We start from the raw sequence: 18,393 nt of genomic DNA on the forward strand, positions 1-18,393 counted from the left end.
GTCATTCGCCCAGCTTGAAGCCGCGCTCGGCCTTGCGGTGGCCATAGGTGCGCGGACGGGTGTAGTAATCGATGGTGGGAGCCGACAGGTTCATCAGCAACACGGCGAACGCCACGGCGTCTGGATAACCGCCCCAGGCGCGAATGACATAAACCAGGATGCCAACGCCGGCACCGAAGATCAGGCGACCCTGGTTGCTGGTGGCACTGCTCACCGGGTCCGTGACGATGAAGAAGGCGCCAAGCATCGTCGCGCCGCTGAGCAGATGGAACAGCGGCGAACCGTGGCTATCCGATCCTGAGCCGTTCCAGAAGAGCAGGCTCATCAGCGTGAGCGTGGCGAGCATGCCGACAGGCGCATGCCAGCTGAACAGGCGTTTGTGCAGGAGAAACAGGCCGCCAGCGAGGAATGCGAGATTGACTACTTCCGAACCGATGCCACCGAAGTGCCCAAAGGCTGGGTTGGCCCAGAGTTCGTCAATGGTCAGGCTCTTGTTGACCTTGAGGACGTCGAGTGCCGTAGCTTGCGTCCAGCCGTCAGGCAGCGAGGCGATGCCGAGGATGTGTTGCAAGCCGGCGCTGATGCCAACGCTGTGCGGAACCGGCCACGTGGTCATCTCCACAGGGAAGGAAACCAACACCACCACGTAGCCGATCATCGCTGGGTTGAAGGGGTTCTGCCCGAGGCCGCCATAGAGCTGCTTGCCAAAAATGATGGCGCTGCCGGTGGCGATCAGAGTCAGCCACCAGGGCGAGTACGGCGGCAGCGCGAGTGCCAGCAGCACGGCGGTGACCAGCGCACTGCCGTCGCGCAGGAAGAACTGCACCGGGCGTTGCCGTAGCTTGAGGATCAGCGCCTCGCAGCCCAGTGCGACGGTACAGGCCCAGGCCATGTTGATCAGCGTGCCGGCGCCATACAGCCAGGTCAAAGCGATCACGCCAGGCAGTGTTGCCGCCAGCACCAGCAACATGACCCGCTGAGTGCGGTTGTTGCCTTTGGTATGCGGTGAGGTAACGCGGGGCAGGGCCATTGGCTCTCCGGTCGAATGCTGATGTGGGCGGGCTGTTGACGAACCGCCCAGATGGTTACGCCTGCGGCGTGCCCGCTCCTAAAGAATCGGTATGTTGTTGCAACTTGCGCTCGGCTTCACTCAGGCGGGCCCGGGCGGCTTCGAGCGCGCTGGCTTCGCTGGCCTCATCGCGCTCAAGCTTGCGAAGTTCGGCGCGGGCGAAGGCTAGGTCGGTCTTCAACGCGCGGGTCAGCTCGTCCACTGGACGTTTCTCGCTACGAATCAGTTCCGGCGGGGGCTTTCCGGAGTTCGCTTCGGCATCATGCAGCGCCTGTTCCGCGCTGGCCAGGCCATCCCGAAGCCTGCTCAGCTCGGCATCGTCTGCCGGGGCTTTCTCGGCTTTCTTCAGTTCGGCTCGCTTCATCGCCAGCTCGATCTTTGCCTTCTTCAGCGCGTCGTCAACGGAAGGCCTGGCTGGCGCAGTCGCGGGCACGCTGATCTGTGCATTTGCCAAAGTCTGCTCGGCTGTGGCGAGTTGCGCTTGCAGGCGGGTCAGCTCGGTCTGCTGCTCGACGTCGAGGTTTTCGAGCTTCTCCAGCTTGCGCACCTGGGCGCGAAGCATGGCGGCGTCGATCTTGGCTTTCTTCAGCACCTCGTCGTCAGCAGCGTGTTGCTTGGTTGGGCCGGCCGCGGGCGCGCTGGTTTGTGCCTCTGCCAGGATCTGTTCGGCTGTGGCGAGTTGCGCTTGAAGGCGGGTTAGCTCGGTCTGCTGCTCGGCGTCGAGGTTTTCGAGTTTCTCCAGCTTGCGCACCTGGGCGCGAAGCATGGCGGCCTCGATCTTGGCCTTCTTCAGCGCCTCGTCGTTCGCGGGAGTGCGCGCGGCTTGCACTGGGGGCGTGGCCGCAATGGCCTCACTCAGTGCTTTCTGCGCCATGCTGGCGGCCTCGCGCAGTTCGGTCACCTGGGATTCGAGCTCCGGTGTGGCGTGAGCGGCGAGCTGTTTCTCGGCCTTTTTCAGTGCGACCTGGGCCATGCTCGCTTCGATCTTGAGCTTCTTCTGCTCGTCCGACATTCCGGTTTTGTTGGCTTGAACGCGAGCAAGCGGGTCATCCTGACTGGCCGTGGAGCTGGTTTCGGCCTGAGCCGCTTTGGCGCGGGCGGCGCGTTCGGCACGGGCCTTGCGATCGGCTTCCTTCTGCTCCTCGGCGCGCCGCAGGCGCTCCTGGCGCAGCTCGAATCGTTGCTTGGAATGTTCGGCCTTCTGCTGTTTCTGCTCCAGCGAGCGGATTTCGCCCTTGGCGGCGCGGTAGTACTGCACCAGCGGAATGCTCGATGGGCAGACATAGGCGCAGGCGCCGCATTCAATGCAATCGAACAGGTTGTAGGCCTTGAGCTGTTCATGCTCCTGGCCCAACGCGAAGAAGTGCAGCTGTTGCGGTAACAGGCTGGCCGGACAGGCCTCAGCGCACTCGCCGCAGCGAATACACGGCAGGGCCGGTGGAGGCGGCGGTAGCTCCGACAAGGTGCTCGCGAGCAGGCAGTTGGTGGTCTTCACCAGCGGCACACCCATCGACGGCAGCGTGAAGCCCATCATCGGCCCGCCCATGATTAGCCGATTGAGTTTGCTGCTGTCGAGCCCCGCAAAGGCGAGCAATTCGGTCACTGGTGTTCCGATCAGCGCTTCGACGTTCATCGGGCGAGCCAGGGCTTCGCCGGTAAGGGTGGTGATGCGTGAAATAAGGGGTTTGCCGAGCAGCACCGCGTCATGAATGGCCACGCAAGTGCCGACGTTCTGGCAGAGCATGCCGATGTCGGCAGGCAGGCCCCCACTGGGGACTTCTTCGCCGGTCAGGATCTGAATCAGCTGTTTTTCGCCACCCGATGGATATTTGGTCGGGAACACCTTGAGCAAAAAATCGCGATCGCCGATCGCCGTGCGCACGGCTTCGATGGCCTCGGGCTTGTTGTCTTCGATGCCGAGCAGGACCTGCTCCGGCTGGATCAGATGCGCCAGTATCTCGATCCCGGCGACGAGCTCTGTGGCTTTCTCGCGCATCAACAAATCATCGGCGGTGATATAGGGTTCGCATTCGGTGCCGTTGATGATCAGCGCGCGGATCTTACGAGTGGGCGGGGCTGTCAGCTTGACGGCAGCAGGGAAACCGGCACCGCCGAGGCCACTGATCCCGGCCTGACGGATCAGCTCAAGCAGCTCGGCTGGCTGCTGGGCCCGGTAATCCGTTTGTGGCTGCAACTCGATCCATTCGTCTTGCCCATCACTGTCGATGACGATTGCCGCGCTGAGCATGCCCGAAACGTGAGGGTAGGGCTGGGGCCCGATGAAACTCACGGTTCCCGAGGTGGGCGCGTGTACCGGTGCGCTGACGAAGCCAGTGGCATCTGCGATCTTCTGCCCCTTTAGCACACGCTCGCCGAGGGTGACGCAGGGTTCGGCAGGTGCACCGAGATGCTGGGCGAGAGGTACTACCAGGCGAGCGGGCAGTGGCGGCTGCTGGATCGGTGTGCGGTTGGAAAGCTCCTTGCGCTCCGGCGGATGAATGCCGCCGTGGATATCCCACACGTTCAATGAGCTCATGCGGCCTGCCCCCGGTCACTGGCGATCAGTTGGCCTGGCATCAGCGGCTGGTCCCACTTCCAGCTCTGCAGGTTGCCGCCGACTTCGATCATGTCGATGCAATCTACCGGGCAAGGCTCCACGCAGAGGTCGCAGCCCGTGCACTCGGAGACAATGACCGTATGCATTTGCTTGGCGGCGCCGACGATGGCGTCCACCGGGCAGGCCTGGATGCACTTGGTGCAGCCGATGCACTCGGCTTCGCGGATGTAGGCGACGCGGGGTGGCACTTCACCTTCGACGGCGTCCAGCGGTTCGGGCTCGACATCGAGCAGATCGGCAAGGGCCTGGATTGTCGACTCACCGCCCGGTGGGCATTTATTAATCTTGTCGCCGCCGGCGATCGCTTCTGCGTAGGGCTTGCAGCCTGGATAGCCGCACTGGCCGCATTGAGTCTGTGGCAGCAGCGCGTTGATCTGCTCGGCGATCGGATCGCCCTCGACGCGAAAGCGCACCGCGGCAAAGCCGAGGATCGCCCCGCACACCAGGCATAGCGCCAAGAGCGCGAGCACGGCAATCACGACCAGACTCATAGCTTGATCAATCCACTGAAGCCCATGAATGCCAGCGACATCAACCCGGCCGTGACCATGCCGATGGCGGCGCCCTGGAAAGACTTAGGAACATCGGCGATGGCTATGCGTTCACGCATGGCGGCGAACAGCACCAGTACCAGCGAAAAGCCCAAGCCCGCCGCGAAGCCGTTCGCCGTGGCGGTAATGAAAGTGAACTCGGATTTGTTGGCATTCAACAGCGCGACGCCGAGCACAATGCAATTGGTGGTGATCAGCGGCAGGAAGATCCCTAGCACGCGGTAGAGCAGGGGACTGGTCTTGTTCACCACCATCTCCGTGAACTGAACCACCACGGCGATCACCAGGATGAAACTGATGGTGCGTAGAAACTCGAGGTCCAGCGGTTTCAACACGTACTGTTGCACGATGTAGCTGCACATCGCCGCCAGGGTCAGAACGAAGGTCGTGGCCAGGGAAAGGCCGATGGCGGTTTCGATTTTCTTCGAAACGCCCATGAACGGGCACAGACCGAGAAACTGCACCAGCACGAAATTGTTGACCAGGATGGCGCTAACCATGATCAGGGCGAGTTCGGTCATCGCGGGGTTCCTGTGGCGCTCTGCATGAGCCGAGGCTAAAAGGCCGCTATTATCGGGAAGCGACGGCGGCCATACAAGGCCGCGACGGTTCGCGGCGGCTTATGCGTCGGATGGTGACATATATGGAAATGCACCGGACGTCCGATCAGATGCCGGTACGCCATTCGCTGTGGTCTGATGGGAGAGGCCGCAGCTTTCAGGCAGAGCGGCTGCTGGAGGTATCCAATGAAGATTCGAATAGTGATCCTGTTGCTAGGTCTGGGGTTCGGGACCCAGGCAGGCGCTGACTCGCGCGGTGGTGTGTGGTTCTACCAGCCGGATGGCGGCAGCTATCGCGTCGACAGCCGCTCGTACCAGTACGACCCGCGCAGTCCTTATCCGCAGCACCGGCAGTATCCGCAAAATCTGCCACCGCGCTATCAGGGGCAGCTGCCACCGCAATATTACGATCGGCACCGTGGGTCAGATCGGCAGCGCTGGAGCCATGAACGTCGTGGGGAAATCGGGCAGCTGCAGCGTTGGGACAATGGGCGTAAATCGAGGGTTGACCGCCCGCAGCGCTGGCGTCGCGATCACCCTAAAAGCTTCGGCCGCCCGCCACTGCTTCGCGACGGGCGTGATTACCGAATGCATCAGCGCCGTGATTTCGGCGGTCGGCATCATCATCGTTGAAACGCTAGTCCGGCAGTGTCAGCCTGTTCAGACATGACCGCTCACGTGACGGCAGCCAGGTCCGTCAGGGCCTGGCTACTCTGGTTGGTCGCGTCATCTGCCTGTTGAGCAATCGAGATCAGCGGTTTCTCCAGCGCGGATCGCGCTTTTCCAGAAATGCATTGACGCCCTCCAGGGTGTCCTCGGCTTCGAACAGGTCGACGAAGGCTTCACGTTCGGCGGCGGCCAGGCTAACCGGGCCGCGGCTACGCATCGAGTCGATGAGCGGCTTGATCGTGCGAACGGCGACAGGGCTCTGGCGTGCGACCCGAGACGCCAGTAACAGCGCATGGCCGCGAGCTTCACCTGGCTCGACCACTTGCTCTACCAGGCCGATGCGCAACGCTGTATCGGCTGTAACTCGCTCACCGCAGAGAATCATCCGCTTAGCCCAGCCTTCTCCGACGAGCCAGGCCAACGCCTGCGTGCCTCCGGCGCACGGTAACAGGCCGACCGATGCTTCTGGCAGGCCAAGTTGAGCCTGCTGTTCGGCAATTCTGATATCGCAGGCCAGGGCGCATTCAAGGCCCCCACCGAGCGCGAAGCCGTTGATGGCCGCGATCGATACGCCACGGAACTCGCTCAGGGCTTCGAAGGCCTCACCGAAGCGCTTTGCCATCTCCCGTGCACGGGTGCGGTCACCGTCGGCGAAGAGCTTGAGGTCAGCGCCGGCGCTGAAGAATTTTTCACCCTGACCGCTGACGACCAGTGCATAGACCTCGTCGTCATGGTTAAGGTGTTCGACGACCTGCTTGAGACCGATCAATGACTCGCGATCCCAGGTATTGGCTGGCGGATGATTGATGGTGATAAGCGCGGTATGCCCATGCTTCTCCACGGTCAGCTTATGAGTCAGGTCGAAGACACCGGATTTATATGGTTCTACTGCAGTCGTACTCATGGCGGTGGCGATCCTCGTCGGGATTGGATGCATGCAGCTTGTCTGTATCTGACGCGCGAACAGCCCGTGTGTTGCGTGCGACCGTCGAGACACGAGTACATGCCGATACGCCAAGTCTAGTTATGAGCCGTTGCCGGAGCAGGAGGGCGCCGTCGCGATGAAACGTGACAGCGCTTGGGACGGTGATTCGATGGGTTCCGGAGCGGCCTGAATGTAGCTACCTGCCGCTCCGCTGGGTTTATTGCAGGGTCAGCGTCTGGCCACCGGCGCGTCGTTCGTTCTGCCACTCCGCCAAGGTCGGCGCCGCCTGCTCGCCCGTCAGGCGATGGACGATTTCAAAGTAGTCCTGCTTGAAACGGTCCTTGAGCACTTCCTCGCGCGGCTTGACCTTCACGGCGTAGACCGTCTGCAAGTTCTGGTGATCGAAGGTGCGCCATTGCTGCTCGTCCTTGAGCAGGCTGTAGCGATGACCTTCTAGCGCTGCGATGATCCGCTCGCTGTCCAGACTGCGCGCGCGAGTTGCGGCATCAGCCCACTGGTAGACGATGCTGTACGCGGAGGCTGCCGAGCTGGACGGGTGTGTCTGGTAACGCTCGTCGTAATTCTGAACGAATTGCTTACCCGCAACCGAGCCTTCCAGGTCCGGGACCCGCCAGGTCCAGGGCTCGGTGCCCAGCACGCCGCGCATGATGTCTGGACCTGCGGTTTCGACCATGCTCAGCGTCAGGTTGGGCACGGCGATCTGCATTCTCTTGTTCAGACCGAGGTCATCGGCGATCCGCATCGCGCGCACCAGGTCTTCGCCAAACAGTACCAGTACCAGCACTTCGGCATCGCTCTCGGCCACCTGGGTCAAGGCGTGACGATAGTCAGAGAGGCGCGCGCCGGGAAAGGCCGTCTTGAGACCAGGATGCTGGCTGCTGTTCTGGGTGCCGGTTGCCTGGCGCAGCGAGCTTTCGCTGGTATGGCCCCAGGTGTAATCGGAGGTGATATAGAAGTAACGTTTGTTCGGCAGATGCTTGTTCAGGTACTGCCCCAAGACCTGCGCGCTCATCCAGGCGTTGTTGCACTCGCGGAACATATAGCGATGGGCGTCTTTGCCGGTCGTGTCGTTGGAATAGGTGAGCGTGCCGAAGTAGAGCAGTCCTCGCTCTTTGGCGCGTTTGCCTGCTGCGATGGCGACTGCGCTCGAGGCGCCGCCAAATAACATGGCAGCGCCTTCATCGGCCAGCTTGTCGACGTTCGCGACGGCTTTCTCCGGTCGCGAGGCTGAGTTGCGAGTGGAAAGCTTGAGCGGCCGGCCCAGCACGCCCCCTTTGGCGTTTATTTCGTCAATGGCCAGCAGCGCACCACGCATCTGGGAAAGGCCTTCTTCTTTATAGCTGCCGGTGCGGGGATAGTTGAGTCCGAGGGTGATCGGATCGGCGGCTTCTACAGCCAGGCAGAAACCCAAGCCCAGGGCCAGAAGGGTAATCCGTTTCATTGCAGGTCCTTATTGTATTTTTTGTTGGCGAGACCTTTTTAGCGCGCGCTGCGACTGTTCGTCACGCGTTCATTGGTCGTATGCGAGGGCCGGTTTCACAAGTGTGCGGTGGGCAACATTCCGGAGGTGTTCATTTTTATTCGAGGTAAGCGGAGGCGCAGCTGGAGCGGGGTCATAGATTGACTCTGCCCATGCCTTTCCTTAGGGTCGGCGCCTCGGCATACCAAGGTAGCCCCATGAGCCAAATTGATCGTGTCAAACTCGAAGATAGCTGGAAGGCGGCGTTGCAGGACGAGTTCGAGCAGCCGTACGTGCAGGAGCTGGGAGCCTTCTTGCGTCAAGAGAAAGCGGCCGGAAAGGTCATCTATCCGCCGGGTCCATTAATCTTCAATGCTCTCAACTCGACCCCTCTGAATGATGTTCGAGTGGTTATCCTGGGGCAGGACCCGTACCACGGCGCCGGGCAGGCGCATGGTCTGTGCTTCTCGGTGCAACCAGGCGTAGCACCGCCGCCGTCATTGCAAAATATCTTCAAGGAGCTCAAACGCGACCTGAATCTGGATATCCCTCGTCATGGCTATCTGCAGCATTGGGCGGATCAGGGCGTGCTGATGCTCAACACCTCGCTGACCGTGGAGCAGGGACTGGCCGGGTCCCACGCAAAACGGGGTTGGCAGCGCCTGACCGACAGGATCATCGAAGTGGTAAGCGAAAGCCGTTCCAATGTGGTGTTCATGCTTTGGGGCGCGCATGCCCAGAGCAAGGCGAAATTGATCGATCCAACCAAGCATCTGCTGCTCAAGTCAGTCCATCCGTCCCCGTTGTCCGCTCACCGTGGGTTCATCGGAAATGGGCATTTCAGCCGAGCCAACCAGTTCCTCAAACAGCAGGGACTGGCCCCGATCGATTGGAAGCTTCCAGCCGAAGTTTGAAAGACGGCGCCGCGGCTGCGGCGCCGGATAGGCCCTCGTTGCCGTTACTGCTTGCTGCCGTGGGCGGAGGCTAGCTCCTGAGCATTCTGCAGATGCTGTTCGAGTACCTTCAGTGTCGACTCGGCAAATTTCTTGAGCTCTGGGTTTTCGCCGTTTTTTGCATACTCGCGATACAGCTCGATGGTCTGCTCATGGGCCACCACCTGATTATTGGCATAGGCCTCGTCGAAGTCCTCGCCGTCACGCAGTTGCAGGATCATGGCTTTGGCCTTGTCCATGAGCGTCGCTTCGTCGGACATTTCCAGATCATCATGCTGGCCGGCAAGCTCGGCGAGTTTCTGATTCGACTTGGTGTGGTCGTCGATCATTTTTTGCGCGAAGCTTTTGACGTCCTCGGCCGTGCCCTTGTCCAGCGCCAGTTTTGCGGTCTCGATTTCCGCCATCCCCTTCGCCGACGCTTCGTCGACAAAGTTTTCACCTTCCGCGGCCAATGCGAAATTCGCTGCTACACCGAATAGCACTGCTGCGGTGCCCGATAGGAACGCTTTAGTCGTCATCGTTGGTTCTCCTGCATCTGCTGACAAGCTGGTACGGCGCCGAGGCATAGCCAGGGGCACGAGCGAGATACGGCAATAACGCCGTCTATTTTGTGACTTGAGCCGGCAGTAGCGGTTCCGTCGAGTCGGCGAGCGGTCAGGAGAAGGGCAGGAACAGAAGAGGCAGGGATGCGGGCGCCGGGTGGCGCCCAAGAAACTTCGTTATTGCAGCATGCTCATCGCAGCGTCCATCGCGGCGGACAGGTCTTCATCTTCCTGCAGCAGAGTGTTCGGGTCGAGTCCCAGCTTGGCGAACGCTGGGATCTGGTTCCAGTCGAGCTGCGTATAGGGATGCAAGGTGCCGATGTAGCTCTGCAGAGTCGCGATCTGAACGATATCGACGTAATCCACCTTGTCGGAGATCCGCGAGAAGTTCAGATGCTGGCCAGGAACCGCTGCGATTGGGTCGGGGAACTCCCAAGTACGCAGGATCTTCTCGCCGATGATCGGGTGGATCCGATCGATGACATGGTTGAGGCTTATCGAGTCGCTGAGCAGGGCACTGTGCTCTTCGGCATAGGTCAGGATGGGCAGGACACCGATCTGATGAATCAGGCCCGCCAGTGTCGCCTGGTCGGCCGGAAGACGGGTAAAATTTCGACACAGCACGTGGCTGATAGCGGCAATTTCGGTGCTCTTGTTCCAGACCTCGCGCATCTTGCGGTCTACCACGTCAGTAGTGGCCTGGAACATCTGTTCCATGGCCAGGCCGGTCGCCAGGTTCGATGTATAGTTGATGCCGAGACGGCTGATCGCCATCTGCAGATCGTTGATTTCCCTGTTGGTGCGCAGCAGCGGGCTGTTGACTACCTTGATGATGCGTGCGGTGAGAGCGGTGTCGTTGCCGATCACCTTGGCCAGCGTCGGAATACTCACATCTGGGTCTTCTGCAGCTTCCCGGACGCGTAGCGCCACCTCGGGGAGTGTCGGCAGGACCAGCTCGTCGTTTTCGATCGCCTGCATCAGTTCCTGCTGGACCTTGTCGGCAAGAGTGCTCATGTCGTTCCTTATCGATGATTCTGTGTTGGATGTAGCAGCAAGGACTAGCGCTGGATTTCTTTGTCCGCGTCTAGGGTGTACGGCAGATCGAGCAGTGTCAGAGGAAGTCCATCCGGCGAGCCGAGAAATATCCGACCATCAGCCGCGGCGTCTTCCTGCAGTACCGCGAGCAGCTCCATCGAGCCTTCTGCGCTGGCTGCCAAAACTACTTCGCCCACGCTGGAGCCGTGAACCGGCGAATACAATTCGAGACCAGGAGCCGGTACCTCGGCGTCGCTGGCGTCAGCAGCAAGACGTTGCAGACGGCGCTTCAATTTACCCAGGTACTGCATCCGCGCGACGATTTCCTGACCGGTGTAGCAACCCTTCTTGAAGCTGACGCCGCCGAGTGCCTGGAGATTGATCATCTGCGGAATGAACAATTCACGAGTACCTGCCACCACTTGACCAACTCCCGCGCGAATCTGCGCCAGCAGCCAGCGGTCGATCGATGCCTCGGGGAGTTGGGCCGCCAGCCGCAACTGGGTGGTTTCGGCTTCCGCCGCGCGAGTCCAAAGTTCGGCACGGCCATCGGAGAGGCGAACCGCGATCAATCCGTGCGCCGTGACCACCTGGTTGGCGGTCTGTGGAAGATCCAGGCCGAGGCTGACCAGGGCGCCATCGCCCTTGTTGAGACCGAATCGAACCCACTCAGCGCTCTCGTCATACAGCTTGGATTTGGAGAACGCCGCGAACCTGGTCAGGTCAGCATGTTGCGTCTGGACCAGCTCACGATCCATCGCCAGCAAATAGCCATCGCCTTCCTGGAGGATACGGAAGCTTGACTGCATGCGACCTTTGGGCGTGCAGCGCGCGCCGAGGCTCGAATGTTGGGCATCCAGGTAATTCAGATTGCAGGTCAGTTGCCCCTGCAGGAACTTGCTTGCGTCCGGGCCGCGTACGGCCAGGACGCCTTCGTGCGACAGAACGCAGAAAAAAGCAGTATCGGTCATGACGGGTCGCCGTGAAGAAATCCGGACCGGCATCATAGCAGGAGGTTGGCAAAACACAGCGTGCGCCAGCTGACACTCAGTGCGCGGTTGCCGTTAATCTGCATGCCGGCCCGTTGCGTCAGTCGCTATAATGCCGGGCTTCAACTCAGGAGCATTTGCATGGTCGAACAATCTGAACTCAACCGCCTGTTCTGGCAGAGCCGCCGTGGCATGCTCGAATTGGACGTCCTGCTGGTGCCATTCGTCAAAGAGGTCTACCCGCAGTTGAATGACGAGGATCAGCGGCGCTATCGCAAGCTGCTGAGTTGCGAGGACCAGGACATGTTCGGCTGGTTCATGGAACGCGCCGAGCCGGACGATGAAGATCTGCGCTACATGGTTCGCATGATCCTCGATCGTGTCCAGCCCAAATAATCAAACCTTCGAATGCCACTGGCGATCGTCTGGTCTGCTGCTAGGGCTTTATGCTGGAACGCTGTTGTTGTCCGCCGCGACACTGTTGGTGCTGCCAGTTCCTCTCTGGCTCCAGCTGCTAGGTCTGCTGTTGTGCGTGCTGCACGCCGTCTGGGTTATACCGTCGCGCATCTTGTTCTCCAGCAGTTGTTCCTGGCTCGGCTTGCGCCATGATCAGCACGGCTGGTCGCTCTGGAGCCGGCAGGCGGGCTGGCAGCCCGTCCAGCTGCGTCCTGATAGCATTGCACTGCCACTGGTCGTGGTATTGCGCTTCAAGGTGCCAGGCCGCTGGTTCACACGTGGCGTTTGCATTCCTCGCGGGGCGATGCCGGCCGATCAGCATCGGCGCTTGCGGCTCCGGCTGAAGTTCACTCGGCGTAGGTGGGCGGCACCAGAATAGTGTCCTTCGCGTGAGGCAATTGTTCGGGGTAGTCCAGGGTAAAATGAAGACCCCGGCTTTCCTTGCGCTGCATCGCCGAGCGGATCATCAGCTCCGCCACCATAGCCAGATTCCGTAGCTCGATCAGGTCGCGACTGACCTTGTAGTTACTGTAGAACTCATCGATCTCGCCCAGCAGCAGGCGCACACGGTGCTGCGCGCGCACGAGGCGCTTGCTGGTCCGAACGATCCCGACGTAGTCCCACATGAAACGCCGCAGTTCGTCCCAGTTGTGAGCGATGATGACATCTTCATCCGAATCGGTGACCTGGCTTGCGTCCCAGCAGGGCAGGCGGGCGGGCGTCTGGATAGCGGGCAACTCGCGTAGCATGTCCTGAGCGGCCGCTTGGGCATAGACAAAGCACTCCAGCAGTGAATTGCTGGCCATTCGGTTGGCACCGTGCAGCCCGGTAAAGCTGGTTTCGCCAATGGCGTAGAGCCCCGGTACATCGGTTCTACCAGATTGATCGACCACGACTCCGCCACAGGTATAGTGAGCTGCAGGTACCACTGGTATTGGCTCGCGAGTAATGTCGATGCCGAATTCCAGGCAGCGCTCGTAGACGGTCGGGAAGTGCGCTTTGATGAATTCGGTGGGTTTGTGACTGATGTCCAGATAGACGCAGTCGATACCCAGCCGCTTCATCTCGTGATCTATCGCCCGAGCTACGATGTCTCGCGGGGCCAACTCTGCGCGAGTATCGAAACGCGGCATGAAGCGCTCGCCGTTGGGTAGCTTGAGCACGGCGCCTTCGCCACGCAATGCCTCGGTAATCAGGAAACTCTTGGCCTTTGGGTGATACAGGCAGGTCGGGTGAAACTGGTTGAATTCCAGGTTGCCGACCCGGCATCCCGCACGCCAGGCCATGGCGATACCATCACCGCATGCGCCGTCTGGGTTGCTTGTATAGAGGTATACCTTCGCTGCGCCGCCGGTCGCCAGAACGACAAATTTGGCCTGGAAGGTGTCCACCTCACCGGTCGTCCGATCCAGCACGTAAGCGCCAAGGCAGCGCTTGCCGTCCAAGTCCAGCTTGCGTTCGGTGATCAGGTCGACAGCAACACGCTGGTGAAGCAGGTCAATATTGTTTCTATCCTGAGTGCGAGCAAGCAGCGTATTGAAGATCGCCGCGCCAGTGGCATCGGCAGCGTGGATGATGCGCCGGTGGCTGTGTCCGCCTTCCCGGGTCAGGTGATACTCGAAGCTGCCATCCTCGCGGTCGGCCTCATCCCGAGTGAAGGGCACGCCTTGCTCGATCAGCCAGTGAATGGCCTCGCGGCTGTGCTCGACTGTGAAGCGTACCGCTTCCTCCTTGCACAATCCGCCACCGGCCACGAGGGTATCAGCAACATGCGATTCGACCGTGTCGGTGGTATCGAGCACTGCTGCGACGCCGCCCTGAGCCCAATACGTCGATCCATTGGCCAGCTCGCCCTTGCTCAGTACCGCTACGCGAAGCGTGGCGGGCAAATTGAGCGCCAGCGTCAAACCAGCGGCGCCGCTGCCTATGACAAGAACGTCGTATTGATAATGTCGGCTCATTTCGGACTCTCACATTGAGGCGGACGCTAGTATATAGGCGCATCCCCCGGCAAAATAGCGGCCTTGTTTTTATCTGGCCGAAGCTTTGGAACTTTTCTTGCAGGCCCGTCTCTATAGACAGTTGTGGATGCGGGCCAGCTGGCCATCGATCGGTGGGCGGTGCGGCTTCGCTGTGGATATCAGGAGAGCGTCACCGGAACGATTCGTTTCGAGGCGCTGCTCGCCAATGCCGTCAGGTGTGTTGCACGACAGCTTGCTTGAAGGGGGAGAACTTTTGTGTAAAGCCCGGGTCTATTCTGGCAGGTCAGCTCGCAGGCGAGCGCAGCACCCCTTCCAGGTCATGGAGGAGTGTTTATGCTAACCCAGGAGCAAGATCAGCAACTGGTTGAGCGAGTACAGCGTGGAGATAAGCGGGCTTTCGATTTGTTGGTACTGAAGTATCAGCACAAGATCCTTGGGTTGATCGTGCGCTTCGTACATGATTCTCACGAGGCACAGGATGTTGCGCAGGAAGCCTTTATCAAAGCCTACCGCGCGCTTGCGAACTTTCGCGGAGACAGCGCCTTTTATACCTGGCTGTACCGCATCGCCATTAATACGGCGAAAAATCATCTGGTGGCCCGAGGAAGGAGGCCACCTGACAGTGATGTCAGTTCCGAAGATGCCGAGTTCTATGAAGGCGATCACGCACTTAAGGACATCGAGTCGCCGGAGCGAGCGCTTCTTAGGGATGAAATAGAAGACACAGTTCATAGAACCATCCAACAACTTCCAGAAGATTTGCGTACGGCTCTAACACTGCGTGAATTTGATGGTCTTAGTTATGAAGACATTGCAAATGTAATGCAGTGTCCGGTGGGAACAGTCCGCTCACGGATATTCCGGGCGCGGGAGGCCATCGATAAAGCATTGCAACCCTTGTTGCATGAATCCTGAGACAGCGGCGACAGCCAAGAGAGGAACCGCCATGAGTCGTGAAGCCCTGCATGAATCGCTGTCCGCGGTGATGGATAACGAAGCGGACGAGTTGGAATTACGTCGAGTACTCGCCGCGGATGGCGAAACCGAAATGCGATCGACGTGGTCGCGTTATCAGGTTGCTCGTGCCGCAATGCACAAGGAACTGATTGAGCCTCGTCTGGATATTGCCTCGGCGGTGTCTGCGGCGCTGGCTGATGAGCCGGCCATCACTGCGGTTAAGCCGCAGCGTTTCGCCTGGCGCAATATGGGTCGTCTTGCGGTCGCAGCGTCGGTTACCGTTGCTGTCTTGGCAGGCGTACGCCTGTACAACCAGAGCGAAGTAGCTGGTCCGCAGGTGGCGCAGCAGGCGGCGCAGCCTAGCATTGCCGTTCCGCAGGCCAATCAAGGGCCGGCAGTATTGGCAGGCTACAGTGAGGATGCCGGTGCGCCGGAAGTTCAGACGGCTGGTGCTCAAGCGTCTGCTGATGGCTGGCACGAGAAGCGTCTGCCAGCCTATGTTCGCCAACATGCTCAGCAGGCCGCGTTCGGTAGCGGTTCTGAAAGTGCGCTGCCTTATGCGCGTGCGGCCAGCATGGAAGATCGTTAAGGAACAACATGCGTGTAATACCGCTATGTGTGGTGCTCGGAGGCTGGCTATCGATGCCAGCCTTTGCTGCTGATGCCGACGCCTGGATGCAGAGGCTTGCAGCGGCCGAGAAGAAGCAGAGCTATCAGGGCACTTTTGTTTACGAGCGCAATGGTAGCTTCTCCAGTCATGCCGTTTGGCAACTCTCTCAAGACCAAGAGCTGCGCGAACGCTTGCTCCAGCTCGATGGCCCGCCGGCCGAAGTCTCGCTGGTTAATGGCGAGGTTCAGTGCGCAAGCGAAGAGCTGGCATCCCAGGTACGTGACGCCAAGCCGTGGCGCCAGCAGCAGCTTGAGCCTGAAGCGTTATCCAAGTGGTACGATTTTCGGGTTATCGGTGAGTCCCGAGTCGCGGGGCGCCCAACCGTGGCGTTAGCCATACGGCCGCAGGATCAACACCGCTATGGTTTTGAGCTGCATCTCGATCGTGAGACTGCGCTGCCGCTCAAGTCTCTTCTGCTTGATGAAAACGGGCAATTGCTGGAGCGCTTCCAGTTCACTCATTTTTCCCCGGGCTCGATCCGGCCTGCCGATGTCGAGGCGGGTCCGGCGTGCGCACCCGTTTCGCTCGCTGCCGAACAGAAATCGGCCTCGCCGGAATGGCGTTCCGATTGGCTTCCGGATGGCTTCCAGCTTCTTGACTCCAATGTTCGTTCCAGCCCTGCCTCCGATGAGTCCGTGACTTGGCTCTCATATGGAGATGGGCTTGCTCGCTTTTCGGTGTTTCTCGAGCCATTGCATGGGGCGGTAGTCGAAGACGCACGCAGCCAGATGGGGCCGACTGTGGCCGTATCCAAGCGCATTTCCACGGCTGATGGCGACGTTATGGTGACTGTCGTTGGGGAAATACCGCTGGGCACTGCCGAGCGCGTTGCATTGTCGATGCGGTCCGGGGCGGATCAGGCGTCGCGATGATCGAAGAGCCAGGCCGCGTGATCGCAGTCGAACCCGGTGCCGTGTGGGTTGAGACGCAGCGCAGCAGTACCTGTTCCGGCTGTTCCGCTCGGAACGGCTGTGGCCAGGGCCTGATGGACCGGCTTGGCGTACGCGAGCGACGCGGGCTGACAAGGGCTCTGTCTGATTTGAACCTGGATGTCGGTGATTCGGTTGTCATCGGTATCCGTGAGAGCGTGTTGCTGCGCGGCGCCATCCTTGTTTATCTTTTCCCGCTGATCGCTTTGTTTGCCTCGGCACTCATCGCTTCGGAACTGTCAACTGCCGAACCATTGGTGATGCTTGCCGGGATTGCCGGTTTTCTGGTTTCGTGGCTGATCGTGCGCCAGCGCAGTCAGCGAACGGCAGGCGATCCGGGGCTGCAGCCAATCGTGTTGCGAGCGATGCTGGGGCACGGCAGGACGTAGCCAGGCCGGGTTGTTTTCGTCAAGGGAGACTGATTTTGAAGGTTCCACGGAATAGCTGCTTCGCTCTTCTCGCTGCATTTTTTTGTCTAGGGCAGGTTGCGGTGGCTAATGCCCAGCTACCCGATTTTAGACCCTTGGTGGAAGACGCCTCACCCGCTGTCATCAATATCAGCACCAAACAAAAGGTGCCGGCTCGTGGCGCGAACCCACACATGCCGGACCTTGAAGGGTTGCCGCCAATTTTTCGCGAATTCTTCGAGCACAGCATTCCTGGTATGCCCGACGGAGGTCGGCAGCGTGAGGCGCAGTCTCTGGGTTCTGGCTTTATCATTTCCGCTGACGGCTATGTGCTGACCAATAACCATGTGATTGCTGACGCCGATGAAATAATCGTTCGCCTACCCGATCGCAGTGAACTAGAGGCAACGCTTGTCGGTGCAGATCCTCGCACCGACGTGGCTTTGTTGAAGGTTGAGGCCAAGGGGCTGCCGACGGTCAAGCTGGGGAAATCCAGTGCGTTGAAAGCTGGCGAGTGGGTTCTCGCTATTGGCTCGCCATTTGGCTTCGACCACACTGTAACGGCTGGGATCGTCAGTGCAACGGGACGTAACCTGCCCAATGAAAGCTACGTGCCATTCATCCAGACGGATGTGGCAATAAACCCGGGTAATTCCGGTGGGCCTCTGTTCAACCTGCAGGGTGAAGTGATCGGCATTAACTCGCAGATCTTCACTCGGTCTGGTGGTTTCATGGGGCTCTCGTTTGCTATCCCTATCGACGTTGCCATGGACGTCGCCGATCAGTTGCGTGAAGAGGGCAAAGTCAGTCGCGGCTGGCTCGGCGTGGTGATCCAAGAAGTCAACCGCGACTTGGCAGAATCGTTCGGTCTCGAGCGTCCAGCGGGTGCGTTGGTCGCGCAGGTAATGGACGGTGGGCCGGCAGCCAAGGGCGGTTTGCGGGTTGGTGATGTGATTCTGAGTGTCAACGGCAATGCCATTGATATGTCGGCTGACTTGCCGCACCTCATCGGCGCCATCAAGCCGAATACTAAGGCGAAGCTGGGTATCGTTCGTGACGGTGAGCGCGAGATGCTCACTGTTACTATCGGCGCCTTGCCGGAAGAAGGAGAGGAGGTCGCGGCATCCAGCGACCGTGCCGAGAAAAGCAGTAACAGGCTTGGTGTCAAGGTGTCGGAATTGACTGCCGAACAACGACGTAGTCTTGACCTGCCTGGCGGGGTCGTGATTACAGAAGTGTCGAGCGGGCCTGCTGCGATGATCGGTTTGCGTCCAGGTGATGTGATTACCCACCTGAACAATCAGGCCATCGACTCTGCATCGACGTTTAGCCGCGTTGCGGAGCAGTTGCCGAAGAATCGTTCAGTGTCCATGCGCGTATTGCGCCAGGGGCGGGCGAGCTTCATCACATTCAAGCTCGCTGAATAGAAGCATCTCGGTATTGAAAAAGCGGCTTCTGAGCCGTTTTTTCATGTCTGAGTGGTCAGTTCCGTTTTTCGCGCGCATCAGGCTGGCTGGTTCTAAGGTGCCGGCGTGGCGCTGAATAGACCTATCAGGTACACTTTGCGGCTATTTTCGGCGGGCAATCAGCCCGCGGCGTATT

At 59.9% G+C, this 18,393-nt stretch carries 19 protein-coding genes; 9 read left to right on the forward strand and 10 right to left on the reverse strand.

Features of this window, described 5'->3' with window-relative positions; translation table 11 throughout:
• Position 1: 1 nt before the first annotated feature.
• Genes rsxD through rsxA form a run of 4 tightly spaced genes read right to left on the reverse strand, consistent with a single transcriptional unit; the run spans position 2 to position 4,758 of the window.
• Positions 2 to 1,030, reverse strand: coding sequence for an electron transport complex subunit RsxD (gene rsxD, locus DQ405_RS07425; protein WP_168423594.1), 1,029 nt, complete (start codon positions 1,028 to 1,030; stop codon positions 2 to 4).
• Between the two features lie 55 nt (positions 1,031 to 1,085).
• Complete coding sequence (rsxC, locus tag DQ405_RS07430; protein ID WP_168423595.1) at positions 1,086 to 3,605, reverse strand: electron transport complex subunit RsxC; 2,520 nt, start codon at positions 3,603 to 3,605, stop codon at positions 1,086 to 1,088.
• Entirely contained in the window at positions 3,602 to 4,177 is a 576-nt protein-coding gene (rsxB, locus tag DQ405_RS07435; RefSeq protein WP_168423596.1) for an electron transport complex subunit RsxB, read from the reverse strand. Before rsxB ends, rsxC begins: the two co-directional genes overlap by 4 nt.
• Positions 4,174 to 4,758: an electron transport complex subunit RsxA gene (rsxA, locus tag DQ405_RS07440; protein ID WP_168423597.1), complete on the reverse strand. Its 585-nt coding sequence runs from the start codon at positions 4,756 to 4,758 to the stop codon at positions 4,174 to 4,176. Before rsxA ends, rsxB begins: the two co-directional genes overlap by 4 nt.
• 225 nt (positions 4,759 to 4,983) lie before the next feature.
• On the opposite strand from rsxA, the gene DQ405_RS07445 reads away from it, so the two are divergent.
• The gene (locus DQ405_RS07445) at positions 4,984 to 5,430 is read left to right on the forward strand and encodes a hypothetical protein (protein ID WP_168423598.1); all 447 of its coding nucleotides are present in this window, start codon (positions 4,984 to 4,986) and stop codon (positions 5,428 to 5,430) included.
• A gap of 118 nt (positions 5,431 to 5,548) precedes the next feature.
• Here the strand turns inward: DQ405_RS07445 and DQ405_RS07450 are convergent, their stop codons facing one another.
• Positions 5,549 to 6,370 carry an enoyl-CoA hydratase gene (locus DQ405_RS07450; protein WP_168423599.1) on the reverse strand — a complete coding sequence of 274 codons (822 nt, stop codon included), beginning with the start codon at positions 6,368 to 6,370 and terminating at the stop codon, positions 5,549 to 5,551.
• Between the two features lie 238 nt (positions 6,371 to 6,608).
• The gene (locus tag DQ405_RS07455; protein ID WP_168423600.1) at positions 6,609 to 7,853 is read right to left on the reverse strand and encodes an ABC transporter substrate-binding protein; all 1,245 of its coding nucleotides are present in this window, start codon (positions 7,851 to 7,853) and stop codon (positions 6,609 to 6,611) included.
• A gap of 236 nt (positions 7,854 to 8,089) precedes the next feature.
• Between DQ405_RS07455 and ung the strand changes: the two genes are divergently transcribed.
• On the forward strand, positions 8,090 to 8,785 hold the full coding sequence (gene ung, locus DQ405_RS07460; RefSeq protein WP_168423601.1) for a uracil-DNA glycosylase: 696 nt from the start codon (positions 8,090 to 8,092) through the stop codon (positions 8,783 to 8,785).
• Positions 8,786 to 8,829: 44 nt separating this feature from the next.
• On the opposite strand, the gene DQ405_RS07465 is transcribed toward ung, so the two are convergent.
• The 3 genes from DQ405_RS07465 to ygfZ all read right to left on the reverse strand — a co-directional run bounded on the left by DQ405_RS07465 (position 8,830) and on the right by ygfZ (position 11,372).
• A complete protein-coding gene (locus DQ405_RS07465) occupies positions 8,830 to 9,342 on the reverse strand; it encodes a DUF4142 domain-containing protein (RefSeq protein ID WP_168423602.1) in 513 nt (170 codons plus the stop codon).
• Between the two features lie 201 nt (positions 9,343 to 9,543).
• Positions 9,544 to 10,380: an HDOD domain-containing protein gene (locus tag DQ405_RS07470; RefSeq protein WP_168423603.1), complete on the reverse strand. Its 837-nt coding sequence runs from the start codon at positions 10,378 to 10,380 to the stop codon at positions 9,544 to 9,546.
• 44 nt (positions 10,381 to 10,424) lie between these two features.
• Positions 10,425 to 11,372 (reverse strand): CAF17-like 4Fe-4S cluster assembly/insertion protein YgfZ, encoded by a 948-nt coding sequence (gene ygfZ / locus DQ405_RS07475; protein WP_168423604.1) that lies wholly within the window; start codon positions 11,370 to 11,372, stop codon positions 10,425 to 10,427.
• Positions 11,373 to 11,531: 159 nt separating this feature from the next.
• On the opposite strand from ygfZ, the gene DQ405_RS07480 reads away from it, so the two are divergent.
• Both DQ405_RS07480 and DQ405_RS27440 read left to right on the forward strand, forming a co-directional pair.
• Positions 11,532 to 11,786 (forward strand): FAD assembly factor SdhE, encoded by a 255-nt coding sequence (locus DQ405_RS07480; protein ID WP_168423605.1) that lies wholly within the window; start codon positions 11,532 to 11,534, stop codon positions 11,784 to 11,786.
• Positions 11,770 to 12,225 (forward strand): protein YgfX, encoded by a 456-nt coding sequence (locus DQ405_RS27440; protein WP_342030400.1) that lies wholly within the window; start codon positions 11,770 to 11,772, stop codon positions 12,223 to 12,225. Before DQ405_RS07480 ends, DQ405_RS27440 begins: the two co-directional genes overlap by 17 nt.
• Here DQ405_RS27440 and nadB read toward each other — a convergent pair.
• On the reverse strand, positions 12,194 to 13,807 hold the full coding sequence (gene nadB, locus DQ405_RS07485) for an L-aspartate oxidase (protein ID WP_168423606.1): 1,614 nt from the start codon (positions 13,805 to 13,807) through the stop codon (positions 12,194 to 12,196). The two genes, DQ405_RS27440 and nadB, sit on opposite strands and share 32 nt — an antisense overlap.
• A gap of 354 nt (positions 13,808 to 14,161) precedes the next feature.
• On the opposite strand from nadB, the gene rpoE reads away from it, so the two are divergent.
• The 5 genes from rpoE to DQ405_RS07510 are packed head-to-tail and all read left to right on the forward strand — an operon-like array spanning position 14,162 to position 18,218.
• Complete coding sequence (rpoE, locus tag DQ405_RS07490; RefSeq protein WP_019342233.1) at positions 14,162 to 14,743, forward strand: RNA polymerase sigma factor RpoE; 582 nt, start codon at positions 14,162 to 14,164, stop codon at positions 14,741 to 14,743.
• A 31-nt stretch (positions 14,744 to 14,774) separates the two neighbouring features.
• Positions 14,775 to 15,374 carry a sigma-E factor negative regulatory protein gene (locus DQ405_RS07495; protein WP_168423607.1) on the forward strand — a complete coding sequence of 200 codons (600 nt, stop codon included), beginning with the start codon at positions 14,775 to 14,777 and terminating at the stop codon, positions 15,372 to 15,374.
• Positions 15,375 to 15,382: 8 nt separating this feature from the next.
• Positions 15,383 to 16,327 (forward strand): MucB/RseB C-terminal domain-containing protein, encoded by a 945-nt coding sequence (locus DQ405_RS07500; RefSeq protein WP_168423608.1) that lies wholly within the window; start codon positions 15,383 to 15,385, stop codon positions 16,325 to 16,327.
• A complete protein-coding gene (locus tag DQ405_RS07505) occupies positions 16,324 to 16,773 on the forward strand; it encodes a SoxR reducing system RseC family protein (RefSeq protein WP_168423609.1) in 450 nt (149 codons plus the stop codon). The genes DQ405_RS07500 and DQ405_RS07505 overlap by 4 nt, the downstream gene beginning before the upstream one ends.
• Before the next feature lie 35 nt (positions 16,774 to 16,808).
• On the forward strand, positions 16,809 to 18,218 hold the full coding sequence (locus tag DQ405_RS07510) for a DegQ family serine endoprotease (RefSeq protein WP_168423610.1): 1,410 nt from the start codon (positions 16,809 to 16,811) through the stop codon (positions 18,216 to 18,218).
• Positions 18,219 to 18,393 lie beyond the last annotated feature (175 nt).

This window comes from Pseudomonas sp. SST3, from assembly GCF_003325755.1.

Excerpts from the sequence above, each read along its gene's own strand:
- rsxD (WP_168423594.1), bottom strand. The coding sequence starts at position 1,030 with ATGGCCCTGCCCCGCGTTACCTCACCGCATACCAAAGGCAACAACCGC.
- rsxC (WP_168423595.1), bottom strand. The coding sequence starts at position 3,605 with ATGAGCTCATTGAACGTGTGGGATATCCACGGCGGCATTCATCCGCCG.
- rsxB (WP_168423596.1), bottom strand. The coding sequence starts at position 4,177 with ATGAGTCTGGTCGTGATTGCCGTGCTCGCGCTCTTGGCGCTATGCCTG.
- rsxA (WP_168423597.1), bottom strand. The coding sequence starts at position 4,758 with ATGACCGAACTCGCCCTGATCATGGTTAGCGCCATCCTGGTCAACAAT.
- DQ405_RS07445 (WP_168423598.1), top strand. The coding sequence starts at position 4,984 with ATGAAGATTCGAATAGTGATCCTGTTGCTAGGTCTGGGGTTCGGGACC.
- DQ405_RS07450 (WP_168423599.1), bottom strand. The coding sequence starts at position 6,370 with ATGAGTACGACTGCAGTAGAACCATATAAATCCGGTGTCTTCGACCTG.
- DQ405_RS07455 (WP_168423600.1), bottom strand. The coding sequence starts at position 7,853 with ATGAAACGGATTACCCTTCTGGCCCTGGGCTTGGGTTTCTGCCTGGCT.
- ung (WP_168423601.1), top strand. The coding sequence starts at position 8,090 with ATGAGCCAAATTGATCGTGTCAAACTCGAAGATAGCTGGAAGGCGGCG.
- DQ405_RS07465 (WP_168423602.1), bottom strand. The coding sequence starts at position 9,342 with ATGACGACTAAAGCGTTCCTATCGGGCACCGCAGCAGTGCTATTCGGT.
- DQ405_RS07470 (WP_168423603.1), bottom strand. The coding sequence starts at position 10,380 with ATGAGCACTCTTGCCGACAAGGTCCAGCAGGAACTGATGCAGGCGATC.
- ygfZ (WP_168423604.1), bottom strand. The coding sequence starts at position 11,372 with ATGACCGATACTGCTTTTTTCTGCGTTCTGTCGCACGAAGGCGTCCTG.
- DQ405_RS07480 (WP_168423605.1), top strand. The coding sequence starts at position 11,532 with ATGGTCGAACAATCTGAACTCAACCGCCTGTTCTGGCAGAGCCGCCGT.
- nadB (WP_168423606.1), bottom strand. The coding sequence starts at position 13,807 with ATGAGCCGACATTATCAATACGACGTTCTTGTCATAGGCAGCGGCGCC.
- rpoE (WP_019342233.1), top strand. The coding sequence starts at position 14,162 with ATGCTAACCCAGGAGCAAGATCAGCAACTGGTTGAGCGAGTACAGCGT.
- DQ405_RS07495 (WP_168423607.1), top strand. The coding sequence starts at position 14,775 with ATGAGTCGTGAAGCCCTGCATGAATCGCTGTCCGCGGTGATGGATAAC.
- DQ405_RS07500 (WP_168423608.1), top strand. The coding sequence starts at position 15,383 with ATGCGTGTAATACCGCTATGTGTGGTGCTCGGAGGCTGGCTATCGATG.
- DQ405_RS07505 (WP_168423609.1), top strand. The coding sequence starts at position 16,324 with ATGATCGAAGAGCCAGGCCGCGTGATCGCAGTCGAACCCGGTGCCGTG.